Source organism: Aureimonas ureilytica DSM 18598 = NBRC 106430 (genome assembly GCF_000382705.1).
GTDB classification, from domain to species: Bacteria; Pseudomonadota; Alphaproteobacteria; order Rhizobiales; family Rhizobiaceae; genus Aureimonas; species Aureimonas ureilytica.
This window is the reverse complement of sequence record NZ_ARQE01000002.1, coordinates 694,555-717,952: the sequence shown is the minus strand read 5'-3', so window position 1 is coordinate 717,952 and position 23,398 is coordinate 694,555. Positions and strand designations below refer to the sequence as shown.

Below are 23,398 nucleotides of genomic sequence, written 5' to 3'. Positions count from 1 at the left end.
CGCCCATCTTGCCCGGAGCCAACGAGCCCGTCGTGCGATAACGTTGCGACCACTTTACCGCCGAGGACACCGCGACCCCAAACCGCGTGGCCGCAGATCGGCAGCTCTCGCCGGCTTCGATCGCACCAACGACCCGCTGGCGAAGATCATGCGAAAGAGGTGCTGTCATCCGATGCCGGCCTCCCATCCAGTCAGCATCTTGAATCACACATCAGCCGCGATCGGAACCACAAGTCGATTCCGATAAAACCCGAAACGCTCTAGATGCCCGCGAACCACTCGTAGCCGCGATCTTCCCAATAGCCGCCCTGGCCCTCGCCGAAGGCGGTGAGGCTGTCGGCGAGGGTGATGGCGCGGATATATTTCGCCATCTTGTAGCCGAGCTGCCGCTCGACGCGCACGCGCAGCGGCGCGCCATTTGCGACGGGGAGGGCCTGACCGTTCATGCCATAGGCGAGGATGGTCTGCGGATGGCGCGCGTCGAGAAGATCGATCGACTCGTAGTAGCGCACCGGCCCGGCGAAGCTGTTTTCCAACGTGTCGAAGCAGGAGAACACGACATAGCGCGCCTGCGGCTTCACGCCGACCTGATCGAGAAGAGGCCCGAGCGGCGTGCCGGTCCAGGCCGCGATACAGCTCCAGCCTTCCACGCAGTCGTGCCGCGTGATCTGCGTGCGCGCCGGCATGGCGCGAAGCTCGGCCAGCGAAAAGCGTCCCGGCCGCTCCACGAGCCCGCCGATCTCCAGAGCGTAGGTCTCGAAGCCACGGTTCGCCAAGGCCAGATAATCGGCGTCCTGCGGGTTGGTGACGCCGTTCGGGCGCATGGGCTGGCGGATTTCCGACGCGGAGAATTCGCGCGCCAGATGGTCGCTTCCCAGAAGCAGCCGCTGGGCGCGGTAGGTCAGGTCGTTGGCCTTCGCGAGAAAGCCGCGCACCTGCGAATCCTGCTGCAGGAGCGGGTCGAAGCAGCCCGCCAGCGCCGAGGTCGAAGCGATTGCGGCGCCGGTCAGGAAGCGGCGGCGATCGATCTTGAAGCTCATCGGACGTCCTCCTCGCGATCGATCCGCATTCGGCCGGTTGTCATGGAGCGCAACTCGTTGATCGGGCCGGCGAGCAGCACCATCGCGACATGCACCACGACAAACAGGACGAGCAGCAGCATCACGACGAAATGGATCGTGCGCGCCGTCTGCCGCCCGCCGAACAGATCGAGCATCCAGGGCGCATAGGCGTTGATGCCGGGCGACATGGTGAGGCCCGTCGCGATCATGAGCGGCAGGGCCACGAGGAGCACGCCGAAATAGGAGAGCTTCTGGAGCGGGCCGTAGGTGCGGCGGTGATGGAGGCGCAGCCGGGCATGGTCCGCGACGTCCCGCCCGAGGCCCGCCATGTCGCGCCCACGCGGCAGGATGTCCCGCGACAGGTGCCGGTTGAACAGGCTGCCGAGCAGCCAGACGAGAAGCGTTCCGACGAGAAGCCAGGCGAAGAAGAAATGCACGATGCGGCCGGTCGCGAGGTCGCGGTAGGACGGCACGGTCATCCAGGAGGGGAAGGTCTGCGGCTGAAGCGTTCCGGCGCGCTCGATCGCGCCGAGCCAGCCGGTCGTGTCGAAGGTCGAGCCGAAGAGCCGCGTGACGCCGACGAGCTGCCCGTCCTGATAGGCCGCGCCAACGGAGAGAACCGTGTTGTCGAAGGTGAAGCCCGATTGCTGGCCGATGTAAAGGTCCGGCCGCGCCATGAAGATCTGCAGGCCCGACAGGAGCAGGAAGAAAAGGCAGAGCGCCCAGAGCCAATGCGTGAGGCGTGTGGTGAGGGCGTGGCGGCGGACGATCGGTCCGTCGCGCGGAGCGGTGAGTTTCATCGGGCAGGCACCATGCGGTCGCGAAGGGCTGGTCTCCCATATACGGCGCATCGGGCCGTCGGGATGCCGGCAACGCGGATTTTTATGCGGTGAGCCGTCGCAGGGCCCGGTCCAGCTCGGCGCGAAAGCGCGAGCGGTCCTGCGGCGTGAAGCTCTTGTTCAGCCCCTTGCTCTCGCCGGTTTCGCGTAAATGCTGGTTGAAGCTGCGCATGGACAGGGCATAGCCGATGGATTCGGGCGTGAAGGCGCGCCCGTCCGGATGCAAGACGAGGGCACCCTTTTCCAGGGCGCGGGCGGCGAGCGGAATGTCGGCGGTCACCACGATGTCGCGCGCGCCCGCCGCTTCCGCGATCCAGTGATCGGCCGCATCCGCCCCGGCCGAGACGGTGACGAGCCGCGCGCCGGGATAGCGCGAGGGTCGTAGGCCGCCATTCGAGACGAGCACGGTTTCGGCGCCGAAACGGTCGCCGACCTCCAGCGCCTCGTCCTTCACCGGGCAGGCATCGGCATCCACGAGCAGGCGAAGCGGCGCGATATCCGTCATGCGGCTTCGAAGGGGCGAGTGACGGTCGGGCCGAACACGGTTTCAAAGCGCGCACGCATCACGCTGTCGACTTCGGGCACGGACACCGGCAGGCCGAGATCGACGAGGCTGGTGACGCCGTAGCCGGAAATGCCGCAGGGCACGATGCCTGAGAAATGCGTGAGGTCCGGATCGACATTGAGGCTGATGCCGTGAAACGTCACCCAGCGGCGCAGGCGGATGCCGATCGCGGCGATCTTGTCCTCGGCCGGCGATCCGTCGGGCAGGGGCGGGCGGTCGGGGCGCGGAACCCAGACGCCGACGCGATCCTCGCGCCGCTCGCCGCGCACATGATACTGCCCGAGCGTGTCGATCACCCAATGCTCCAGCGCCGAGACGAAGGCGCGAATGTCCTGCCGGCGGCGCTTGAGGTCGAGCAGCACATAGGCCACGCGCTGGCCCGGCCCGTGATAGGTGTATTCGCCGCCGCGCCCCGCCGCGAAGACCGGGAAGCGGTCGGGCTGGAGAAGGTCGGAGGCCTGCGCCGAGGTGCCGGACGTGTAGAGCGGGGGATGTTCGACGAGGAGCACCGCTTCGCTCGCCTCGCCGCGCGCGATGGCGTCCACCCGCGCTTCCATCCAGGCGAGGGCTTCCGGATAGGGCGTGAGGCCGTCCCGGATGATCCATTCCACGGGCGCGCTGCCCTCCGCCGGCAGGAAGCGGACGGATTGCGTGGCGAGTCGGGGCTGAGGCGAGGGGGCGTCCATGAGCGAAGCCTAGAGAAGGGGACGAGCGATGTCCCGAACAGAGCTCACGTCTAGCCTTCCACGACGAAACTGCAAAGAGCGTTCGCCAGTGCGATCAAGGGCTTCGAAGAAATCGCCGCGCGCTTTCGCGAAAAGGCTTGTGCGCTTCGGGGGCGTTTGCTACACGCCGCTTCACCGGTCGCAAGGCCGGCCCCGAGCGAAAGCGCGGGCACGACGTGCGGTCGTGGCGGAATTGGTAGACGCGCAGCGTTGAGGTCGCTGTGGGGCAACCCGTGGAAGTTCGAGTCTTCTCGACCGCACCATTCATCCGACGATGACATTCTCCGACATCTCGTCCCGATCGCTGCATGGCCCTGGCCTGTGTCCGCTGCTCGAAAGGGCACATCGAGCCTTATGGCTCCCTTTTTAAAGCCTGTGCACTTTTACAAGTTGACCGAGTTGTATTTCTACAACCTTGGCAATGTCATCCTCGCGTGCGATCAGCATATTGACAAAGGTCGCCGCTTGATCTGGGCTCGCCTTGAAGCCGGATCCATCGACAAATTGGTGATCGCGGGAGAACACTGAGTACAGCAGGTGCTCGACCATTTGTATGGATTGCGCATTCCCGTTTACGACTTCCAGCGTCCATAGAGCCTTCCAAGGCCTATTCTGGGTCGTCCAATTTTCAGGATTTTGTTTTCGTCTGTGAAAGCTGAGCCGGCTGTGGAAACTGCCTCCCCTCAGGCCTGCGATGCCTATGCGGAAAAGCTCCTGCACTTTCTCGGATTGGAGAAGGTAAGCCCCATGGAGAGTGATTTTTCCGATTGGCCGAGTTGGCACCGTGGCGGAAAATCAACGTCGTTTCGGAGGGCTTGCTCATGATGTCCTTGAGACCTTTTCCTGTCACATGCCGACGCCGCGTTGGTATGCGCCCGAGTGGGATAGCTGATCCTATTATTGAACAAAGAGCCACCCAGGCGCGCACCGCTTGTGCGCTTAGGATTATAGTGGGTGTTGGCGCTTTTCGCGTTTGGCGCGCCTTTCCCTGCCGAATCACGGGCAAAGAAAAGGCCGGCGCTGAGGCCGGCCTTGTTCCGTCAGATCTTGAGGTCGCCCGCGCCCGTGTCGATATGGGGCGCCCAGAAGGCGATGCTCTCGGCGATCGCGGGAATCACCGCCCGGTCGTTCGGCTCCCGCTCCTTGAAGGAGAGCTCGAGGCAGATTTCGTTGTCCACCGCGCCGCCTTCCGCAAAGGCCGTCAGGAGCGGCTCGGGCTGGATGCGGCCCTTGGCATTGTGCTCGGCCGTGAAGGGGCGATGGCCGCTCTTGTCCATCGTGGATTGCTTGATGTGGATGATCGGCGAGACCTTCGGCACGGCGCGCGCCCAGGCATAGGGGTCGGTGTCGTCCGGGTTGGGGGAGGTGATGTCGCCATGGTCGATATCGGCCATCATCCACATGGGCACGGCCATGTTGGCCGCCGTCAGCCGGTCCTGCAACGCCATGGTCTCGGCGATCGTGTGGCCGAACTCCCGGCCGACCGACATGGGCTCCCAATAGACATAGGAGAGGCCCGCGCCCTTCGCATGCTCGGCGACCTCGGCCCAGCAGTCGATGGATATCTGGATCAGCTCCTCGCGCCGCGCCGCATCGTCATAGTCCTGATAGGTGAAGATCGCGAACTGCGTGCCGACCGACTGGCCGCCGAGATCGGCGGTGATATCGGCGAAGGTCTTGAACCAGTCGACATAATAGCGGCGCACGTCGCGGTCCGGGTGGCCGAAATGGTTGAGCCGGCCATAGGGGCCGGTCATGCCGGAGGTCACGCGAACGCCCGTGCGCTGAAGCGCGGCGCCCATCTGCCGCGTCAGGCGGCGGATGACGGGCGCTGGCCAGGACGGGTTGATGAACTCGTGCGTCAGCTGAAGGTCACGGATGCGCAGATCCCGCGCGACGGTCTCGATCAGATCGTCCGGATCGGCGAAGCGGTTCACCAGGGGATTGGTGTTGAGGGAAAGGGTCAGGGCCATGGGGCTCGTCTCAGGATAGGAGGAGGCGGGGGCGCGCGGCCGGCGCGAGGCTCGGCCGCGCTGCGACCCTCAGGCGGCGCGCAGCAGCTCGCCGTCGAACCATTGCGCGAAGGCTTCGCGCTCGGCCGGGCTCATGTGCAGCCCCTGCTTGGTGCGGCGGAACAGGACGTCCTCGGCGCTGAGCGCCCATTCGTTGTTCACGACATGGCGCACTTCGGCCTCGTAGAGCTTGGCGCCGAAATGGCGCCCGAGCCCGGCCATCGAGGTGGCACCCGCCAGAAGCTTCGTCATGCGCGCGCCGTAGAGATGGCCGTAGTGGTGCAGGAGGCCGCGCGGCAGCCAGGGATAGGCCTCGCGCATCCGCTCGGTGAAGCCGACGAAATCGGCATTCTCGATCTCGCCGCCCGGCAGCTTGGATTCGGCCGTCCAGTCCGGCCCCATCTCGGGGAAAAACTTGCCGACCTTCTGGACGGCATGTTCGGCCAGCTTGCGGAAGGTCGTGATCTTGCCGCCGAAAATGTTGAGCAAGGGCGCGCCTGATGTTTCATCGAGATCGAACGTGTAGTCGCGCGTCACGGCGGACGGATTGCCCTGGCCGTCGTCGAAGAGCGGCCGCACGCCCGAGAAGGTCTCGATCACGTCGCTTCGGCGCAGCTTTTCCTTGAAGTAGCGGTTCACGGCGGCCAGCAGATATTCGACCTCCGACTCGTCGGCCTTCACCTCTTCCGGCCGGCCTTCATAGGGAATGTCGGTCGTGCCGATCAGCGCCTTGTCGCCCTCGTAGGGGTTGATGAAGATGACGCGCTTGTCGTGGTTCTGGACGAGATAGGCATGGTCGCCGTCCCAGAATTTGGGAACGATGATGTGGCTGCCCTTCACGAGGCGCACGTTGCGGCGCGAATTGCTGCCGGCCACGCGGCCGACGATGTCGTTGACCCAGGGGCCGCCGGCATTGATGAGGCAGCGGGCGAGAACGGTGCGCACCGCGCCCGTGCGCTCGTCGCGCATCTCGACCCGCCAATGGCCGTTCTCGCGGCGCGCGCTGGTGCAGGCGGTGCGGGTCAGGATTTCGGCGCCCTTCTCGGCCGCGCCGACGGCGTTCAGCACCACGAGGCGCGCATCGTCCACCCAGCAGTCCGAATACTCGAAGCCCTTGGTGTACTGGTCGAGGATCGGCGCGCCCTCGGGGTCGCGACGCAGATCGAGCGAACGCGTGCCCGGCAGCTTCTTGCGACCGCCCAAGTGATCGTAGAGGAACAGGCCGAGGCGAACGAGCCAGGCCGGGCGATCGTCGGGGCTGTGCGGCAGCACGAATCGCATCGGCCAGATGATGTGGCTCGCCGAATTCAGAAGCACTTCGCGCTCGATCAGCGCTTCGCGCACGAGGCGGAACTCGTAATATTCGAGATAGCGAAGCCCGCCATGCACGAGCTTGCCCGAACGCGAGGAGGTGCCCTGCGCCAGATCGTCCTTTTCGCAGAGAATGACCTTCAATCCGCGCCCGGCCGCGTCGCGCGCTATGCCAGCGCCGTTGATACCGCCGCCGATCACGAAGAGATCGACCATCGGGATGTCCGTCATCATGCGCTCCTTTCGGCCGAAATGGCCGCGAGTAGAGTCTGTTCTGTGTGTTCGGGTTCCGCCTGAACGGGCAGGGACGCCGCTTCGCGCTCTCGGGCGAGCTGGCTCCAGACCGGAACGAGCGCCCGGCGTGCCTCGGCATAGGCCGGGAAGAGGCCTCGATAGGTGCGCACGAGATCGGCGTTCGGCGCTTCTGCCTCGCCCAGAAGCGGCGTCACCCACTCGGCGATGCAGGCGTCCATGGTCGGATAGGCGCCGACCGCGACGGCCGCCATCATCGCCGCGCCCGCCGCGCCCGCTTCTTCGCGCGCGGAGACGCGAACCGGCGCTTCGACGCAGGCCGAGAGAACCGCGCGCAGGGCTTTCGAGCGCGCCGCGCCGCCAGTGAGGCGCAACTCGCCCGGCAGCTCGCCCATCGCCGCGTAGCAGTCGCGCGCGGCGAGGCCCAAACCTTCCACGACGGCGCGAAGAAGGTCCGGGAAGCGGTGATTGGCGGACAGGCCGATGAAGTCGGCGCGTGCGTCGGCGTTCACGAAGGGGCCGCGCTCGCCGGTGTCGGAAATATAGGGGTGGTAGAGAAGGGCGCCCGGCTGGCTCCGCTCCATCCAGCCCTCGATGCGCCCGACGAGATCGGCATGGCTCGTCTCGCAGCCCATCTCGGCCAGAAGATCGCCCGCCATGCGCAGCGCCCAGTCGATATTGAGCGTCGCGGCCATGTTGGTCTGGACCTGCGTCACGATGCCGGGAATCGGCAGCGCGATCACATAGCCCGTGCCTTCCGCGTTCAGCATCACGTCCGTCGCCGGAACCGCGCGCGTGTGGACGCCGGTCGAGCCGACCGTCGAGCAGGCGGCCGGCGCGCCGCCGGCATGAACGCCCGCGCCGAGCGCCGTCATCACCATGTCGACATAGCCAAGGCTCACCGGCGTTCCGGCGAGAAGCCCCGTCGCGCTCGCGGCCTCCTCGGACAGGGGATGCGTCGTCTGCGTCCCCTCGACGATCTCAGGCAGGAGCGAGCGGCGATGGGTGAGGCCGAGCGATTCGATCACCGTGTCGTCGTAAGCCCTCGTGCGAAAATCGCCGAAGGTGAAGCTCGCCTCGGACGGGTCCGTCGCGCGGACGCCGGTCAGGTTGAGATAGAGCCAGTCCTTGCAATGGAGCGCGACTTGCGCGCCGTCGAGCAGCTCGGGCGAGGTGGCGTCCATATGCGCCATCTGCGCGCCCTGCTGGCAGGTGTTCAGCCCCGTGCCGGTGCGCTCGAAGCGCTGGCGCTCGAGGGGCGAGCGCACGAGCCGGCGCACGCTCGGCGCGGCGCGGGCATCCAGCCAGAGCCAGGCGTCGGTCACGGGCCGGTTGCCGGCGCCGACGAGCCAGGTCCCGTCGCCCTGCGCGGTCACGGCGAGCGCGGCGGTGCGCCGGGCGAGCCCGTCCACCTTCGCGCCGAGATCGCGCAGCGCGCGGGCGCAATCGTCCCAGGTCTGCGCGAGCGACTGGCGCGCCGAGCCGTCGCGGCCGATCGTGTAGTGGTTCAGAACCGAGGCGACGGCGATCTGCCGGCCGCCGAGATCGAAGGCCACGGCCTTGATCACGGACGTGCCGGCGTCGATGCCGATCAGAATGTCCCGAGACTCAGTCATGACGGGCTCCGGCCGCTCGCTTCTGCCGCGCCCATCCCTTTCGAATGGTCGAAACCTGCATCCGAATTCCTCCCCTTTGGCACCGGCCATGCGATCGTTCGGATCGTCTGACGGCCGGCTGCCGCGTGTCTCAACAGGCGGTGTCGTCGTCGCTGACGAGAACCGTCGCGGTTTCCTCGTCGGTCACGAGGCCGGCCAGAAGCCCGCTGCGAAGGATCGAGGCGAGGGCGCGGGTCTTGGCGGCCCCGCCGGCGATCGCCACGACGCGACGGCCGCGAAGCGAGTCGAGATCGGGCGACAGCGTGCGCGCGGTGAGCGAGGTGGCGACGGGCAGTCCCGCGCGGTCGAAGAAATGGCCGAGAATCTCGCCGACCCCGCCGCCGTTCTGGACCTCGCGGATTTCGTCGCGGTCGATCATGCCGGCGCCCACGAGCTGCGCGTCGGGCTCGGTCGTGCCGATGCCGACGATCATCAGGTCCGCCCGGCTGGCAAGGTCGAAGACCTCCGCGACGCCGCGCTGCGACAGGAGCACGTCCCGGTCGGCGGCGGAATTGGCGACGAAGGGCACGGGCAGGACATAGGCCGAGCTGCCCGTGCGCTCGGCCAGCCGGTGCATGACGTCGTGCGGGTTGGCCGCGAAATTGCGCGTGAGGCCGCCCATCAGCGACACGAAGCGCGTCGAGCCGCAGTCGATCCGGGGCAGGGCGGAAATCGCGGCGGCGAGCGTGCGCCCATGGCCGATGCCGATCACGCGGCCTTCGGCGCTCTCGATCTCGCGCTTCAGGTAGCCCGCGCCCGCAATGCCGAGCGCCCGAAGCGGCAGGCCCTCTTCGTAGAGATTGGGAACCACATGGGCATGGGCAAGGCCGAATCGCGCGCAGAGGCGATCTTCGAGCCGCAGGCATTCGGTGACGTCGCCGTCGATCGTCACCTTCACCGCGCCGGACTGGCTCGCCCAGCTCACGAGGCGATGGGCCTTCACGCTGGACACGCCGAGCCGTTCGGCGACCTCGGCCTGCGTCAGGCCGGCGGCGAAATGCAGCCAGGCGGCGCGAATGGCGAGGCTGTCGTCATCGACGCGCTTGGCGGCATTGCGAGCCATGTCCGATCCCAGAGAGTTGCGTATTGAATTATTTTTCAATTGGTGCAAAGTCTTTCACGCAGACTCGCTCTTGTCAACGAAATCACAAGGCGGAAGCGGGAGTGTGCAGGCGCTTGCGGCGGGCCGAACGACGGCAGAACGCGAGGCGCCGAAGGGCCGCCCGGCGTGGAGGAAACGGGCTGGGGCGGCCTTTGACGGGAGGAGAGCCATTGCGTATCGACGCGACATCGATCAACGCCAGCCCCGGGCTCGCCGCCCGGCCGTGCGTTGCCGCGCGCCTCGCTCCCCGCACGCTCCGCTCGCGTTCCCGGCATCAATCTCGTGGGAGGTCGTCTCATGACCGCACCTAGCTTTTCCGCGCCCAAGGCCAAGCGCCGCCTCGTCGGCACGGGCACGATCGTCACCTCGCTGATCGGGATCGCGCTTCTCGTCGGCATCGCCATCGACACCAAGGTCGTGCGCATCGGCTCCGAAGCGGCCACCGGACCCGTCGGCTTCTCGGCCGAAACCTACGGCCCGACCGAATTCCCCAAGGTGCGCGACGCGATCGCCGCCAAGGCCGTGGACGCGCCGGTGCTCGCCGCCGCGATCACCGAGGACAAGGCCGCCGCGACCGAGAAATACGGCGTCGCCTCGGGCGGAACGGCGGTCTTCCCGGTCACCTTCACCGGCACGGCGGGCGAGCCCAAGGCCGGCATCTACACGATCACCGTGCCGGACATGCCGGCGGGCGTCGTGGTGCGCGTCCAGACCGGGCCGGCGATCAACGGCACGGAGCTGCGCGATGCGACCGGCACGATCGAGTTCGGCCAGTTCACCAACCAGATCGAATATCAGGACGCCGGCTCGTCGCTGAACAACGCCATGAAGGCCGAGGTTCTGGCACCGGTCGACACCAAGGCCCTGTCGGGCAAGACCGTGACCGTCACCGGCGCCTTCCGCCTCGTCAATCCGAAGAACTGGCTGGTCACGCCGGTCAAGCTGACGGTGCAGTGATGGCGAAGGCTTCCGCAGCCCCCGCCTTCACCATGGGCGAGACGGTTATTTCGGCCCGCAACGTCGCCAAGATCTACGGCAGCGTGCAGGCGCTGAAGGGCGTCAATTTCGACATCCGGCGCGGACAGGTGACGACGCTGTTCGGCGAGAACGGCGCGGGCAAGTCGACGCTCATGCGCATTCTTTCAGGCGTCACGCCGCCGAGCTCGGGCGAGATCGTCTTGGACGGCGAGCCGGTGGTCTTCGCCTCGGCCAACGACGCGCGCGACCGGGGCATCTCGATCATCCATCAGGAGCTGAGCCTCGCGCCGAACCTCAGCGTGCGCGACAACATCTTCATGGGCCGCGAGATCCAGACCGCGACGGGCGTCGATTTCGAGCGCGAAGCCGAGATCACCCGCGCTCTGATGGTCGAGCTGGAAGAGGATATCGACCCGCTGACCCCCGTCGAGGCGCTTCGCCTCGGCCAGCAGCAGATCGTAGAGATCGCCCGCGCGCTCGCCATGAACTCGCGCATCCTGATCATGGACGAGCCGACCTCGGCGCTCAGCGCCTCGGAGGTCGAGGTCCTGTTCAAGGTGATCCGCGACCTGACCAGCCGCGGCGTCGCGATCGTCTATATCTCGCATCATCTCGAGGAAGCGCTGCAGATCACCGATCATGCCGTGGTGCTGCGCGACGGCGCGATGACTGCCTATGCCGAGCGCCGCGACATCGATCTGGAATGGATCGTGCGGCACATGGTCGGCGAGAATTTCGATTTGGGCTCACCGCCCACGGGCTACGCCTTCGGCGAGACCGCGCTCTCGGTGCGCGATGTCAGCGTCACGCTGCCGACCGGCGCCGATGTGGTGGATCGCTTGTCGCTCGACGTGCGGGCCGGGGAGATCGTCTGCATCTACGGGCTCATGGGCGCCGGGCGCACCGAGCTTCTGGAAGCGGTCGCGGGCCGCACCCCCGTCAGCGGCGGCCACGTGCTCCTGCGCGGCGAGGACATTTCGGACCTGTCGATCGCCGAGCGCATCCAGGCGGGCCTCGTTCTCGTGCCGGAAGACCGGCAGCGCGACGGTCTGGTGCAGACCATGTCGGTCGGCGAGAACCTGTCGCTCGCCAGCATCAAGGCCTTCACCCGCCGCCTCTTCACCTCGGGCCGGGCGGAGCGGGATCTCGTCGCCGATTCGATCCGCCGCGTCCACGTCAAGACATCGGGCGGCGACGCGCCGATCGGCTCGCTCTCGGGCGGCAACCAGCAGAAGGTGGTGATCGGCAAGATGCTGGCCACCCATCCCAAGGTCGTGCTCTTGGACGAGCCGAGTCGGGGCATCGACATCGGCGCCAAGTCGGAAGTCTTCAAGCTTCTGGCCGAGCGGGCGAGGGACGGGCTGGCCGTGGTGTTCTCGACCTCCGAAGTCTCGGAATGCCTGAGCGTCGCCCATCGGATCATCGTGATGAGCAAGGGCCGCATCGCTGCGGAATTCCCCTCCGACGTCACCAAGGAAAAGATCATGGCCGCGTCGGGCGAGGCGGTGGTCGCGTGAACAAGAAAGCAGAGAGCGGAACTCCGATCATGAGCACCAGCACCGCCGCCCCGAGCGCCAAGGCAGGCTCGGAAGGCTTCGACCTCGCCCGCCTGCTTCTGGAAGGGCGCGCCTTCTTCGCCCTCGTCGCGATCATCATCGTCTTCTCGATCCTGTCGCCGTTCTACTTCACGGTGAACAACTTCCTGATCATGTCCTCGCACGTGGCCATTTTCGGCCTGCTGGCGATCGGGATGCTTCTCGTCATCCTCACCGGCGGCATCGACCTGTCGGTCGGCTCGACGCTGGGTCTTGCGGGCGTCGTCGCCGGCTTCCTGATGCAGGGCGTGTCTCTGCCCCTGTTCGGCGTCATCCTCTACCCGCCGGTCTGGGCCGTGGTGGTGATGACCTGCGCGCTCGGCGCCCTGATCGGCGTCCTCAACGGCGCGCTGATCGCCTATCTCAAGGTTCCCGCCTTCGTCGCGACGCTCGGCGTCCTCTATGTGGCGCGCGGCGTCGCGCTTCTGATGACCAACGGCCTCACCTACAACAATCTCGGCGGCCGGGCGGACCTCGGAAACACCGGCTTCGACTGGCTCGGCTTCAACCGCCTGTTCGGCGTGCCGATCGGCGTCCTGATCCTGGCGGCGGTCGCGATCATCGGCAGCGTGCTTCTGGCGCGCACCGCCTTCGGCCGCTGGGTCTACGCCACGGGCGGCAACGCCCGCGCGGCCGAGCTGTCGGGCGTTCCGGTCAAGCGCACGCAGATCCTCGTCTATGTCCTGTCGGGCGTCTGCGCGTCGATCGCCGGTCTCGTCCTGTCCTCGCAGCTGACCTCGGCGGGGCCGACGGCCGGCCAGACCTACGAGCTGACCGCCATCGCGGCGGTGGTGGTCGGCGGCGCGGCGCTGACGGGCGGGCGCGGCACGATCCGCGGCACGCTGCTCGGCGCCTTCGTGATCGGCTTCCTGTCGGACGGCCTCGTGATCATCGGCGTGTCCTCCTATTGGCAGACCGTCTTCACCGGCGCGGTGATCGTCCTGGCGGTTCTCCTCAACAGCCTTCAATACGGCCGTCGTCCCAAGCGCTCCGGCGCCGGCGCGGCCGCGCCTTCCCCGCAGCAGGGAGCCAAGGCCTGAGATCAGGCCGGACCGACGCGCGGAAAGTTCCGGGTCGCTGCGGCCCGGCGCAACCTCAGCCACAGACCAAATGGGAGAGTAGCATGTTGAAATCGGGCAAGAGCCTCCTGCTCGCGGGTATCATGGCCATCGGCCTCGCCAACTCGGCTTGGGCCGACGGCCTGATGACGATCATCGTCAACGATCCGTCCAACCCCTACTGGTTCACGGAAGGCGAGATCGCGTCGAAGACCGCCAAGGACCTCGGTTACGAGACGGTCGTCGCCTCGCACAAGGGCGACACCAACACCGAGAGCAACCTGATCGACACCGCGATCACCAACCGCTCCAAGGCGATCATCCTCGATCCGGCCAATGCCGACGGTTCGGTCGGCGCGGTGAAGAAGGCCGTCGCGGCCGGCATCCCGGTCTTCCTCGTGAACGCCGAGATCAATCAGGAAGGTCTCGCCAAGGCGCAGCTCGTGTCGAACAACGCGCAGGGCGCGGCGCTCGGTGCGCAGCAGTGGGTCGAGACGGTCGGTGACACCGGCAATTATGTCGAGCTCCTCGGCGCGCCTTCCGACAACAACGCGGCCACGCGCTCGAACGGCTACAAGACCGTTCTCAGCCAGTATTCCGACCTGAAGCTCGTCGGCTCGGACGTCGCCAACTGGGATCGCAGCCAGGGCTACTCCAAGATGCAGAGCCTGATCCAGGCCAACCCGAACATCATCGGCGTCATCTCCGGCAACGACGAAATGGCGCTCGGCGCCATCGCCGCGCTGAAGGAAGCCGGCAAGCTCTCGGGCATCACGGTCGGCGGCTTCGACGGCTCGCCGGACGCGGTCTCGGCCATCAAGGCCGGCGAACTCGCCTACACCGTGCTTCAGCCGGTCGCCGTCTTCTCCAAGGAAGCCGTGCGTCAGGCCGACAACTTCATCAAGACCGGCAAGACGGGTGCCGCCAGCGAGAAGCAGCTCTTCGACTGCATCGTCGTCAACAAGGACAATGTGGACCAGTACGCTTCGCCCTTCGTCATGAAGGAGTAAGCGGCGCGGCCGCAAGGCTGTCGCACTGCTCTGACCTCACGAGCCGGTCGCAGCGTCGCTGCGGCCGGTTTTTTCGTGTTGCCGGACGCAACACGCCGGCAAAAATACCATCGCGATCCGTTACTCTAACGCGATTATCTGTTAGATTTTTCGCACGGAAGGCGGCCGGTTGAGGTCGCCGCTCACTCGGAACACATGCATGGCCAGCCTTCTCGGCATCGACAACGGTCTCACCGTCACCAAGGCCGTGATCTTCGACGCGGACGGAACGCAGCTCGCCGTGGCGCGGCGGCGCGTTCCCCAGTCCATGCCCCGGCCGCGCTGGGTCGAGCGCGATCCCGCCGGGCTCTGGCGCGCGACCGCCGAAGCGATCCGCGAGGCGATCGCGCTCTCCGGGCGCCCGGCCGCCGACATCCGCGCCGTCGCGGCGACTGCCCATGGCGACGGCGTCTATCTTCTCGATCGCGACAAGCGCCCGCTGCGGCCCGGCATCCTGTCGCTCGACAGCCGGGCACTCGATCTCGTCGCCCGCTGGCGCAAGGACGCGCTCTTTGCCGAGGCGCTGGCGCTCACCGGCCAGACACCGCATGTCTCGGCGCCGTCCGCTCTGTTGGCCTGGATCAAGGCGGAAGAGCCCGAAACCTATGCCCGCATCGGCCATATCCTCGCCTGTAAGGACTGGCTGCGCTTCTGCCTGACCGGCGAGGTCGCAACCGACCGGACGGAAGCCAGCACCTCCTTCACCGATGTCGCCACGCAACTCTATTCCCCCCGGGCGCTCGAACTCTTCGGTCTCACCGATCTGAACCAGGCCCTGCCGCCGATCTTCGGCTCGGGCGAGATCGTCGGCGCGGTGACGCGCGAGGCGGCCGAAGCGAGCGGCCTTAATGAGGGCACACCCGTCGCCTGCGGCCTCCACGACGTGACGGCCTCCACACTCGGCATCGGCGCGCACCGGACGGGCGTCGTCGGGATCGTCGCGGGCACCTATTCGATCAACGAAGTGGTGAGCGAGGCGCCGCGCACCGACCCGCGCTGGTTCTGCCGCAACGCCATCGAACCCGGCCGCTGGAACAACATGGCGATCTCGCCGGCCTCCACCGCCAATTACGACTGGTTTCTCGACCGGCTCTGCGAGCGCGACCAGCGCGCGGCGATCGAGGCGGGCCAGTCCATCCACGTGGTTCTGGCCGAGGAGATGAAGGCGGCCTTCGACCGATCCTCGACGCTCTTCTTCCACCCCTATCTCTTCGGCTCGCCGCATGGCGAAGCGTCCAGCGCCAGCTTTCTCGGGCTTCACGGCTGGCACGACCGGGGCGACATGCTGCGCGCGGTACTGGAAGGGATCGCCTTCAACCACCGCGTCCATGTCGATGCCTTGCGCGACGGGTTTCCCTTCGACCGGGCGATGCTGACCGGCGGCGGCTCGCGCAACCCCGCCTTCGCCCAGCTCTTCGCCGACGTCCTCGCCATGCCCGTCGCCGTGCCCGGCACGGAGGAAGCGGCGGCCTTCGGCGCGGCGCTCTGCGCGGGGGCGGGCGTCGGCCTCTATGCCTCGCCCTTGGCCGATCCGCGCGATCTCTCCAGCGTCACGCGCCTCTTCGAGCCGAATGCCGCGCGCGCTAGCGAGATGAACGAGCGCTATGCGCTCTTCAACCGCTTGGCCGAGGCGATGAAGCCCTATTGGGCCGAGCTCGAGGCGATCGGCTCGGGCGGGCAGGGCTGATGGGCAAGGGGGATCGACGGCGCGAGGAGATCGCCAATTTCGTGATCGCGCAGGGACAGGTGCGCATCGACGATCTGATCGAGCGCTTCGGCGTGTCGCGCATGACGGTGCATCGCCATATCGACCAGCTCGCCGCCCAGGGGGTACTCCGCAAGCTGCATGGCGCCGTCTCCGCCCAGCCGAGCGGCATCTACGAGAGCCTGTTTCGCTACCGCACGACGCTCGCGACCCCGCAGAAGCAGGCGCTGGCCCGCGCCGCGCTCGATCTGATCGAGCCGGGACAGGTGGTGATGCTCGACGATTCCTCCACCGCTGCAGCCCTCGCGCCGCTTCTGCCCGAGCGCGCGCCGCTCACCGTCGTCACCAACGGCCTGCCGGTCGCGACCGCGCTGAAGGAGGCGGACGGCGTCGATCTGATCTGCCTGGGCGGCCAGTATCATCGCACCTACGACGCCTTCATCGGCCTCGTCTGCGAAAGCGCCATCGCGCGGCTCAGAGCCGATGTTCTCGTCTGCTCGGCTTCGGCCGTGTCGGGCACCAGCGCCTTCATTCAGGACGGGCAGATGGTGCGCGCCAAGCAGGCGATGATGGCGGCGAGCGCCCGCCGGCTCCTGCTTCTGGACGACACCAAGTTCGGCCGCACGGCCCTGCATCTTTTCGCCGACCTTTCCGCCTTCGACACCGTTCTCGCCAGCGCCTCGCTCGACGCCGAAACGGTGCGGAGGCTGGACGAGGCCGGCATTGCCCTCCGTCTCGTGGAGACCGAAATCCGATGACCGCCCCTGCTTCCGCCGCTTCGCTCTTCGACCCGGAGCGTCTCGCCTCTCTCGACGGGGGCGAGATCGACGTCCTGATCCTGGGCGCCGGCGTCAACGGCGCCGGCCTCTTTCGCGATCTCTGCGAACAGGGCCTGACCTGCGTCCTTCTCGACAAGGGCGACTACGGCTCCGGCACCAGCGCCGCGCCCTCGCGGCTCATCCATGGCGGGCTGAAATATCTGGAGACCGGCGAGTTCGGCCTCGTCGCGCAGTCGACGCTGGAGCGCAATCTCCTCCTGCGCAACGCCCCCCATTGCGTCGAGCCGCTGCCGACCGTGATCCCCGCCTTCTCCTGGACCAAGGGCATCGGCGCGGCGCTGCGCACGCTTCTGGGCTCCACCACCGCGCCGCGCAGCCGGGGCGCGGTGCTCGTCAAGATCGGCCTTGCGCTCTACGATTTCTACGGCTCGCGCCACCGCGTCATGCCGCGCCACCGCCTGTTCGGCCGGGCCCGCTCGCTGCGCGACATGCCCATGCTGACGCCCGCCGTGAAGGCGACCGGCCTTTATTACGACGCCAAGATCGCGCGGCCCGAGCGCCTCGTGCTCGAACTCGTGATGGATGGGCTGAAGGCCTCGCCGCGCTCGGCCGCCGCGAACCATGTCGAGCTATTGGGCGCGGAAGCGGGCGCGGTGGCGGTCCGCCTGCCCGAGGGCGAGCGTCGCACGCTTCGCCCGCGCCTCGTCGTCAACGCCGCCGGCCCGTGGATCGACCATGTGAACGCCGCGCTCGGCGCGCCGTCCAGGCTGATCGGCGGCACCAAGGGGTCGCATATCCTTCTCGATCACCTCGAACTCCTGCGCCAGCTGGATGGGCGGATGATCTATTTCGAGGCCGACGACGGGCGCATCTGTCTCGTCTTCGACTATCTCGGCCGGGCGCTCGTCGGCTCCACCGACATCAAGGCGGCAAATCCCGACGAGGTGCGCTGCGAGGAGGACGAGATCGACTATTTCCTGGCGAGCCTGCGCAGCCTCCTGCCGGGCCTCGGTTTCGAGCGCAGCCAGATCGTTTCCACCTATAGCGGCATCCGGCCTCTGCCGGCGTCGGACGCGGCCAATCCCGGCCTCATCAGCCGGGATCATTCCGCGCCGGTGGCGGAGGCGACGGGCGAGCGTGGCTTCGCGATCATCTCGCTCGTCGGCGGCAAATGGACGACCTTTCGCGGCTTTGCCGAAGAGGTCGCCGACACGGTGCTCGGCCGGCTCGGCGGCGCGCGGCGCATCTCGACGCAGCACCTGCCGATCGGCGGCGGGCGCGACTTTCCGACCGACACGGTTGCGCGCAAGGCCTGGGTGACGCGCGTCGCGAGCGAAAGCGGCCTTGCCCCAGCGCGGGTGGACGAGCTTCTTTCGCGCTACGGCACGAGCGCGTTGGCCGTGATCGAGCACAAGGGTCAATGGACGGATGCCGACCGTCTGCCGGGCGCGGAAAGCTATTCGCTGGGGGAGATCGAACATCTCGTGGCTTGCGAGGCCGTCGGGCATCTGAGCGATCTCGTCCTGCGCCGAACGACGCTCACGGTGCGCGGCGAGATCACCCGGGCGATCCTCGAACGGCTCGCTTATGTCGCGGCGGAAGGGCTCGGCTGGAGCGAGGCGAGGCGGATGGAAGAGGTGGAGCGCACGGTTGCGACGCTCGCCGCGCGACACGGCATCATTTTGTAGGGCGGACAGTCCGCGCCGATCGGTCGGGTGGTCCGGGGCGGTTGCGCCGAAATCGATCATCCGAAATGCGCCGGGGGCGGCCTTCGCCACCCCCGGATTTTCTACCTGTCGGATCTCGAGCGCGCGTCAGGTGGCCGGCGTCGGGTCCGGGGAGGCCGTGTAGAGCGAGGTGCTCGGCGCCTCGGTCAAGACGCGGTAGCGCTCGAACTGCGCCAGAACGTCCGAGATCAGATCGTCGCGGTTGAAATCCGCGACGTCGTAGCCGCGCGAGCCGTCCGAAAACACGGTGCGCGCGACCCAGACCTGTTCGCGCCGCGTGTCCGAACGCGAGGCGTCGCCGGCCGAGAAGACCATGGCGGGCCGCGCCGTCGGCGTGACGCCATAGACGAAGTTGCGCGAGGCTTCGGACGGCACGGTCAGCGTCACGCCGCCATCCTCGTCCCGCTCGCTGACGGCGCCGAGCCCACGCTTGTTCAACTCGCGGCAGACCTCATCCAGCGCTGGCGCGGCGGTGCGCTCCACGAAGGCGAGAATGTCGCGCTTCGTCGGCTGGTTGAGAATGGCGCCGAGGCGCGACTGCCAGTTCGACGAGCGGGTGCGGATCGCCGGGCGCGACTCGCGATGCGTGTCGAGCCGAGCCATGTCGGCGCGCATTCCCTTCACGAGGCCGAAGCCGAGGAGGAGCAGGATCACCGCGAAGGGCAGGGCGGTGATCAGCGTCATGGTCTGCAGCGCGCCGAGGCCGCCGGCCAGAAGCAGCGCCGCCGCCACCACGCCTTCGAGGCCGCACCAGTAGATGCGCTGCCAGACCGGCGTGTCGGAATTGCCGCCCGCCGCGATCGTGTCGATCACCATGGAGCCGGAATCGGCCGAGGTGACGAAGAAGATGGCGACGAGGGCGCAGCTGAGCGCCGAGGTGATCATCGTCAGCGGCAGATGCTCGAAGAACTGGAACAGCGACACCGAGATATCGGCCGCGACCGCGCGGGAGATCGCGCCCGCCGCTTCGCCCATGTCGAGGGAGATCGCGGTGTTGCCGAATACGGTCATCCAGAAGAAGGTGAAGGCGGAGGGTACGAACAGGACGCCGACGACGAACTCGCGCACCGTGCGCCCGCGCGAGATGCGCGCGATGAACATGCCGACGAACGGCGACCAGGAGATCCACCACGCCCAGTAGAAGAGCGTCCAGTCGCTGATCCAGTTCTTCGGCTCGTAGGCATAGAGCTTGAAGGTGCGGCTCACGAAATCGGACAGATAGGTTCCGACATTCTGCACGAAGGCGCGGAAGATGAACTCCGTCGGCCCGACCACGAGTACGAAGAGCATGAGAACGACGGCCAGAAGGAGATTGCCCTCCGACAGGCGGCGAATGCCCTTGTCGAGACCGGACAGGACCGAAATGGTCGCAAGGCCCATGACCACGGCGATGAGGCCGACCTGGATCAGCGGCGTCTGCGGCAGGCCGACGAGATAGTTGAGGCCGGCATTGATCTGGAGAACGCCGAGGCCGAGCGAGGTCGCGATGCCGAACATCGTGCCGCAGATGGCGAAGATGTCGACCGCGTTGCCGATGGGCCCGTGGATGCGGTCGCGGATCAGCGGATAGAGGCCGGCGCGGATCGTCAGGGGCAGATTGTAGCGGAAGGAGAAATAGGCGAGCGACAGGCCGACCACCGCATAGATCGACCAGGCATGGATGCCCCAGTGGAAGAAGACGATGGACATGGCCTGACGCGCCGCGTCGAAGCTTCCGGGCTGGGCTTCGGGGGGCACCGAATAATGCAGGATCGGCTCGGCGACGGCGTAGAACATGAGGCCGATGCCCATGCCGGCGGCAAACAGCATGGCGAGCCAGGAGACATAGGGGTAGTCCGGCTCGGCGTCGTCGGGTCCGAGCTTCAGCGTGCCGTAGCGGCTGGTCGCCAGGAACAGGATGGTGAAGACCAGAATTCCGACGGCGAGGAGATAGAACCAGCCGAAGGTCTCCAGCACGAAACTCTGCACGGCCGAGAAGATGCGCGCCGCGTCCTGTGGGTACACGACGCCGATGAAGGCGAGCAGGATGATGATGGCGCTGGCCGTCAAGAAGACCGGCTTGTTCATGGTGGATGAAGGCAAGGGGCAGATGTTCCCGGGTCTGTTGTCGATCGCCGCGCGCGAGCGAACGAGAGCGGCAAGACCCGAGATAGGCCACGATCCGGTCTTGGGAACGTTTTTTGGCCACAAAGCGGCCTAGATCGACCGCCCGACGCTATCGCGCGGCGAAAACCTGGGCGCGCGTCGCGGTCAGCGAGCCGATGTCTCCCTTGGCGACGGGCTGGTCCAGGGGCGCGTCGAGTTCGGCGATCGTGCCGTTTGGGGCTTCCACCACGAGGCGGCGGGAATCGGGCCGCTCCAGAACGCGCAGGATGGTCGCGGGGATGCCGAGGCCCGCCGCGGACCAGACGAGGTCGCGCGGCCGGGCGAAGAGATCGGCCGGTCCGTCCCCGAGCCCGGGCGCCGGCCAGACGAGCGCGCCGACGCGCGCTTCGCCGCCCCGCACTTCGGCGGCGAAGCGGTTGGTGTCGCCGAGAAACCCCATGACGAAGCGCGTCGCCGGCCGGCGCGTGACCTCTTCCGGCGTGCCGCGCTGGACGATGCGGCCACCGTCGAGGATCACGACCTCGTCCGCGAGATCCAGCGCTTCCTCCTGGTCGTGCGTGACGAAAAGCGTGGTGATCGGCATGTCCTCGTGCAACTCGCGCAGCCAGCGGCGAAGGTCGCGCCGCACGGCCGCGTCGAGCGCGCCGAAGGGCTCGTCCAGAAGCAGAACGCGCGGCTCGACGGCGAGCGCGCGGGCGAGCGCCACGCGCTGGCGCTGGCCGCCGGAAATCTGGTTGGGATAGCGCGCGCCGAGACCGTCGAGCTTCACGAGGCGCAGAAGCTCCGCCGCCCGCTCGCGGATATCGGCCTTGGAGCGCTTGCCCTTGGCCTCCATGCCGAAGGCGATGTTCTCGGCGAGCGTCATGTGCGGAAACAGCGCGTAGTGCTGGAACACGAAGCCGACGCCCCGGTCGCGGATGGCGATGTCGGTCGCGTCCTCCTCGCCGAAGAAGATGCGGCCCGCATCGGGAAACTCGAGCCCGGCCACCATCCGCAGGATCGTCGTCTTGCCCGAGCCCGACGGCCCGAGCAGCGCCACGAGCCGGCCGCTTTCGATTTCCAGGGACACGTCGCGCACGGCGCGGAACGTCTCGAACGTCTTGGAAACGGACTGGAGCGCGATCCTCATCGGGCGGCCTTTTCTGGTTCTGTGCCGGCGTCGCGCTGCGCGCGTCCCGCTCCATGCCCTTCCAGCCAGACCTTGGCGGCGAGCGTGACGAGCGCGAGCAGCGTCAGGATGGAGGCGGCGGCGAAGGCGCCGACCGTGTTGTAGTCGTTGTAGAGAAGCTCGATCTGCAAGGGCAACGTGTTGGTCTGACCGCGAATGTTGCCGGAGACGATCGACACGGCGCCGAACTCGCCCATGACGCGGGCGTTGCACAGGATCACGCCGTAGAGCAGCGCCCAGCGGATATTGGGCAGCGTGACCTTGACGAAGGTGCGCCAGCCGGAGGCGCCGAGCGAGGTCGCCGCCTCCTCCAGATCGCGCCCCTGCGCCTGCATGAGCGGGATCAGCTCGCGCGCGACGAAGGGCGCGGTGACGAACATCGACGCCAGCACGATGCCGGGCAGGGCGAAGAGAATGCGGATGTCGGCGCCCTGGAGCGCGGGACCGAAGAGGCCCTGCAATCCATAGACGAAGAGATAGGCGACGCCGGCCACGATGGGCGAGATCGAGAAGGGAATCTCGATCAGCACGATCAGGAGGCGGCGGCCGGGAAAGTCGAACTTCGTCACCGCCCAGGCGGCGGCGAGGCCGAAGATCGTGTTGAGCGGCACGGCGATCAGCGCCGTCACGACCGTCAGAAGGATCGCGTGGCGCGTTTCCGTGGCGGCGATCGTCGCGCCGAAATAGCCGATCCCCATCGAGAAGGCCTGCGCGAAGATGACCGCGAGCGGCGCGAAGATGAGGATCGCGGCGAGCGCCACGACGAAGCCGATGAGGAGGCGGCGGGCGAGCGGCCCTTCGCCGATGCGGGGCGGGCGATGGCTGGTCATGCGGCCCTCTTGTAGCGCAGGGCGCGGGCCTGAAGCGCGTTCGTCACCGCCAACATCAGAAAGGCCGCGATCAGGATCACCGAGGCGATCGCGGCGGCCGCCGCGTAGTCGTATTCCTCCAGGCGGATGAAGGTCAGGAGCGAGGTGATCTCGGTGGAGAAGGGCTGGTTGCCGGCGATGAAGATCACCGCGCCGAACTCGCCCAGCGACCGCGCGAAGGACAGGGACGTGCCCGCCAGAAGCGCCGGCGCCAGAAGCGGCAGGAGAACGCGGCGGAAGATGCGGACCTCGCCCGCGCCGAGCGACAGCGCCGCTTCTTCGAGCGCCGGGTCGAGATCCTCCAGAACCGGCTGGACCGTGCGCACCACGAAGGGCACGGAGGTGAAGGTCATCGCCACCATGATGCCGAGCGGGGTGTAGGCGACGCGGATGCCGAGTTCGGCGAGCGGCGCGCCGAACCAGCCATTGGCCGAGAAGAGCGAGGTGAGCGCGATGCCCGCCACCGCCGTCGGAAGGGCGAAAGGCAGGTCCACCACGGCATCCAGAAGCCGGCGCCCCGGAAAGCGGTAGCGCGTCAGGACGAAGGCGAGCGCCAGCCCGAACACGACGTTGACGAGGGTCGCGACGAGGGCCGAGAGCACGGTGATGCGATAGCTCGCCAGCGCGCGGGGCGAGCTGACGATCGCCCAATAGGCCTCCGGCCCGAGGCTCGCCGCTTTCCACACGAGCGCGCCGAGCGGCAGGCAGACGATGAGGGAGAGATAAACGAGCGTGATGCCGAGGCTCAGCGGGAGCCCGGGCAGAACACGGCGAGACAGGGCCACGGACGATCCTCGGAACGAAATGCGCGGAAGCCGGCGCGAGGCCGGCTTCCGGTCGGG

At 67.4% G+C, this 23,398-nt stretch carries 22 protein-coding genes and 1 tRNA gene; 9 read left to right on the top strand and 14 right to left on the bottom strand.

The genetic code is table 11. The annotated features are described in order from the left end of the window. The 5 genes from B146_RS28270 to lipB form a co-directional block, all read right to left on the bottom strand. Positions 1-169 (bottom strand): helix-turn-helix domain-containing protein (locus B146_RS28270; RefSeq protein WP_155897396.1); only part of this gene is annotated, 169 nt, incomplete at its 3' end. A 91-nt stretch (positions 170-260) separates the two neighbouring features. Then, on the bottom strand, positions 261-1,040 hold the full coding sequence (locus B146_RS0107260) for a molybdopterin-binding protein (protein ID WP_019995762.1): 780 nt from the start codon (positions 1,038-1,040) through the stop codon (positions 261-263). Continuing rightward, the gene (locus B146_RS0107255) at positions 1,037-1,861 is read right to left on the bottom strand and encodes a cytochrome b/b6 domain-containing protein (RefSeq protein WP_019995761.1); all 825 of its coding nucleotides are present in this window, start codon (positions 1,859-1,861) and stop codon (positions 1,037-1,039) included. The genes B146_RS0107260 and B146_RS0107255 overlap by 4 nt, the downstream gene beginning before the upstream one ends. An 82-nt stretch (positions 1,862-1,943) precedes the next feature. Beyond that, positions 1,944-2,405, bottom strand: a complete 462-nt coding sequence (locus B146_RS0107250; protein ID WP_019995760.1) for a YaiI/YqxD family protein — start codon at positions 2,403-2,405, stop codon at positions 1,944-1,946. Then, positions 2,402-3,151 carry a lipoyl(octanoyl) transferase LipB gene (gene lipB / locus B146_RS0107245; protein WP_019995759.1) on the bottom strand — a complete coding sequence of 250 codons (750 nt, stop codon included), beginning with the start codon at positions 3,149-3,151 and terminating at the stop codon, positions 2,402-2,404. The genes B146_RS0107250 and lipB overlap by 4 nt, the downstream gene beginning before the upstream one ends. Positions 3,152-3,368: 217 nt before the next feature. Here lipB and B146_RS0107240 point away from each other — a divergent pair. Then, positions 3,369-3,453, top strand: a tRNA-Leu gene (locus tag B146_RS0107240). 103 nt (positions 3,454-3,556) lie between these two features. Here the strand turns inward: B146_RS0107240 and B146_RS28935 are convergent. From B146_RS28935 to B146_RS0107215, 5 genes are all read right to left on the bottom strand, one after another. Further along, a complete protein-coding gene (locus B146_RS28935) occupies positions 3,557-3,910 on the bottom strand; it encodes a hypothetical protein (RefSeq protein WP_155897395.1) in 354 nt (117 codons plus the stop codon). A gap of 320 nt (positions 3,911-4,230) precedes the next feature. Continuing rightward, positions 4,231-5,163: a sugar phosphate isomerase/epimerase family protein gene (locus B146_RS0107230; protein ID WP_019995757.1), complete on the bottom strand. Its 933-nt coding sequence runs from the start codon at positions 5,161-5,163 to the stop codon at positions 4,231-4,233. 69 nt (positions 5,164-5,232) lie between these two features. After that, entirely contained in the window at positions 5,233-6,744 is a 1,512-nt protein-coding gene (locus B146_RS0107225) for a glycerol-3-phosphate dehydrogenase (protein ID WP_026358417.1), read from the bottom strand. Further along, complete coding sequence (locus tag B146_RS25305; RefSeq protein ID WP_019995755.1) at positions 6,744-8,381, bottom strand: FGGY-family carbohydrate kinase; 1,638 nt, start codon at positions 8,379-8,381, stop codon at positions 6,744-6,746. The genes B146_RS0107225 and B146_RS25305 overlap by 1 nt, the downstream gene beginning before the upstream one ends. Before the next feature lie 130 nt (positions 8,382-8,511). Beyond that, a complete protein-coding gene (locus B146_RS0107215; protein WP_019995754.1) occupies positions 8,512-9,483 on the bottom strand; it encodes a sugar-binding transcriptional regulator in 972 nt (323 codons plus the stop codon). 336 nt (positions 9,484-9,819) lie between these two features. Here B146_RS0107215 and B146_RS0107210 point away from each other — a divergent pair, with 336 nt between their 5' ends. The 7 genes from B146_RS0107210 (at position 9,820) to B146_RS0107180 (ending at position 18,374) form a co-directional block, all read left to right on the top strand. Then, the gene (locus B146_RS0107210) at positions 9,820-10,479 is read left to right on the top strand and encodes a DUF2291 family protein (protein ID WP_019995753.1); all 660 of its coding nucleotides are present in this window, start codon (positions 9,820-9,822) and stop codon (positions 10,477-10,479) included. Further along, a complete protein-coding gene (locus B146_RS0107205; protein WP_026358416.1) occupies positions 10,479-12,017 on the top strand; it encodes a sugar ABC transporter ATP-binding protein in 1,539 nt (512 codons plus the stop codon). The genes B146_RS0107210 and B146_RS0107205 overlap by 1 nt, the downstream gene beginning before the upstream one ends. A 29-nt stretch (positions 12,018-12,046) precedes the next feature. After that, positions 12,047-13,135 (top strand): ABC transporter permease, encoded by a 1,089-nt coding sequence (locus B146_RS25300; RefSeq protein WP_019995751.1) that lies wholly within the window; start codon positions 12,047-12,049, stop codon positions 13,133-13,135. 83 nt (positions 13,136-13,218) lie between these two features. Next, on the top strand, positions 13,219-14,163 hold the full coding sequence (locus tag B146_RS0107195) for a D-ribose ABC transporter substrate-binding protein (RefSeq protein ID WP_019995750.1): 945 nt from the start codon (positions 13,219-13,221) through the stop codon (positions 14,161-14,163). 199 nt (positions 14,164-14,362) lie between these two features. Then, positions 14,363-15,889: an FGGY-family carbohydrate kinase gene (locus B146_RS0107190; RefSeq protein ID WP_019995749.1), complete on the top strand. Its 1,527-nt coding sequence runs from the start codon at positions 14,363-14,365 to the stop codon at positions 15,887-15,889. Further along, the gene (locus tag B146_RS0107185; RefSeq protein ID WP_019995748.1) at positions 15,889-16,665 is read left to right on the top strand and encodes a DeoR/GlpR family DNA-binding transcription regulator; all 777 of its coding nucleotides are present in this window, start codon (positions 15,889-15,891) and stop codon (positions 16,663-16,665) included. Before B146_RS0107190 ends, B146_RS0107185 begins: the two co-directional genes overlap by 1 nt. Continuing rightward, positions 16,662-18,374, top strand: a complete 1,713-nt coding sequence (locus B146_RS0107180; protein ID WP_019995747.1) for a glycerol-3-phosphate dehydrogenase/oxidase — start codon at positions 16,662-16,664, stop codon at positions 18,372-18,374. The genes B146_RS0107185 and B146_RS0107180 overlap by 4 nt, the downstream gene beginning before the upstream one ends. 126 nt (positions 18,375-18,500) lie before the next feature. Here B146_RS0107180 and B146_RS0107175 read toward each other — a convergent pair whose 3' ends face one another. Further along, positions 18,501-20,480, bottom strand: a complete 1,980-nt coding sequence (locus tag B146_RS0107175; protein WP_019995746.1) for a BCCT family transporter — start codon at positions 20,478-20,480, stop codon at positions 18,501-18,503. On the opposite strand from B146_RS0107175, the gene B146_RS29350 reads away from it, so the two are divergent. After that, a complete protein-coding gene (locus B146_RS29350) occupies positions 20,440-20,613 on the top strand; it encodes a hypothetical protein (protein ID WP_162141925.1) in 174 nt (57 codons plus the stop codon). The genes B146_RS0107175 and B146_RS29350 overlap by 41 nt on opposite strands. Before the next feature lie 15 nt (positions 20,614-20,628). Here the strand turns inward: B146_RS29350 and B146_RS0107170 are convergent, their stop codons facing one another. The 3 genes from B146_RS0107170 to cysT are packed head-to-tail and all read right to left on the bottom strand — an operon-like array spanning position 20,629 to position 23,335. After that, positions 20,629-21,648: a sulfate/molybdate ABC transporter ATP-binding protein gene (locus tag B146_RS0107170; protein ID WP_019995744.1), complete on the bottom strand. Its 1,020-nt coding sequence runs from the start codon at positions 21,646-21,648 to the stop codon at positions 20,629-20,631. Next, on the bottom strand, positions 21,645-22,517 hold the full coding sequence (cysW, locus tag B146_RS0107165) for a sulfate ABC transporter permease subunit CysW (RefSeq protein ID WP_019995743.1): 873 nt from the start codon (positions 22,515-22,517) through the stop codon (positions 21,645-21,647). Before cysW ends, B146_RS0107170 begins: the two co-directional genes overlap by 4 nt. Beyond that, the gene (gene cysT / locus B146_RS0107160) at positions 22,514-23,335 is read right to left on the bottom strand and encodes a sulfate ABC transporter permease subunit CysT (RefSeq protein WP_026358414.1); all 822 of its coding nucleotides are present in this window, start codon (positions 23,333-23,335) and stop codon (positions 22,514-22,516) included. The genes cysW and cysT overlap by 4 nt, the downstream gene beginning before the upstream one ends. Positions 23,336-23,398: the final 63 nt, after the last annotated feature.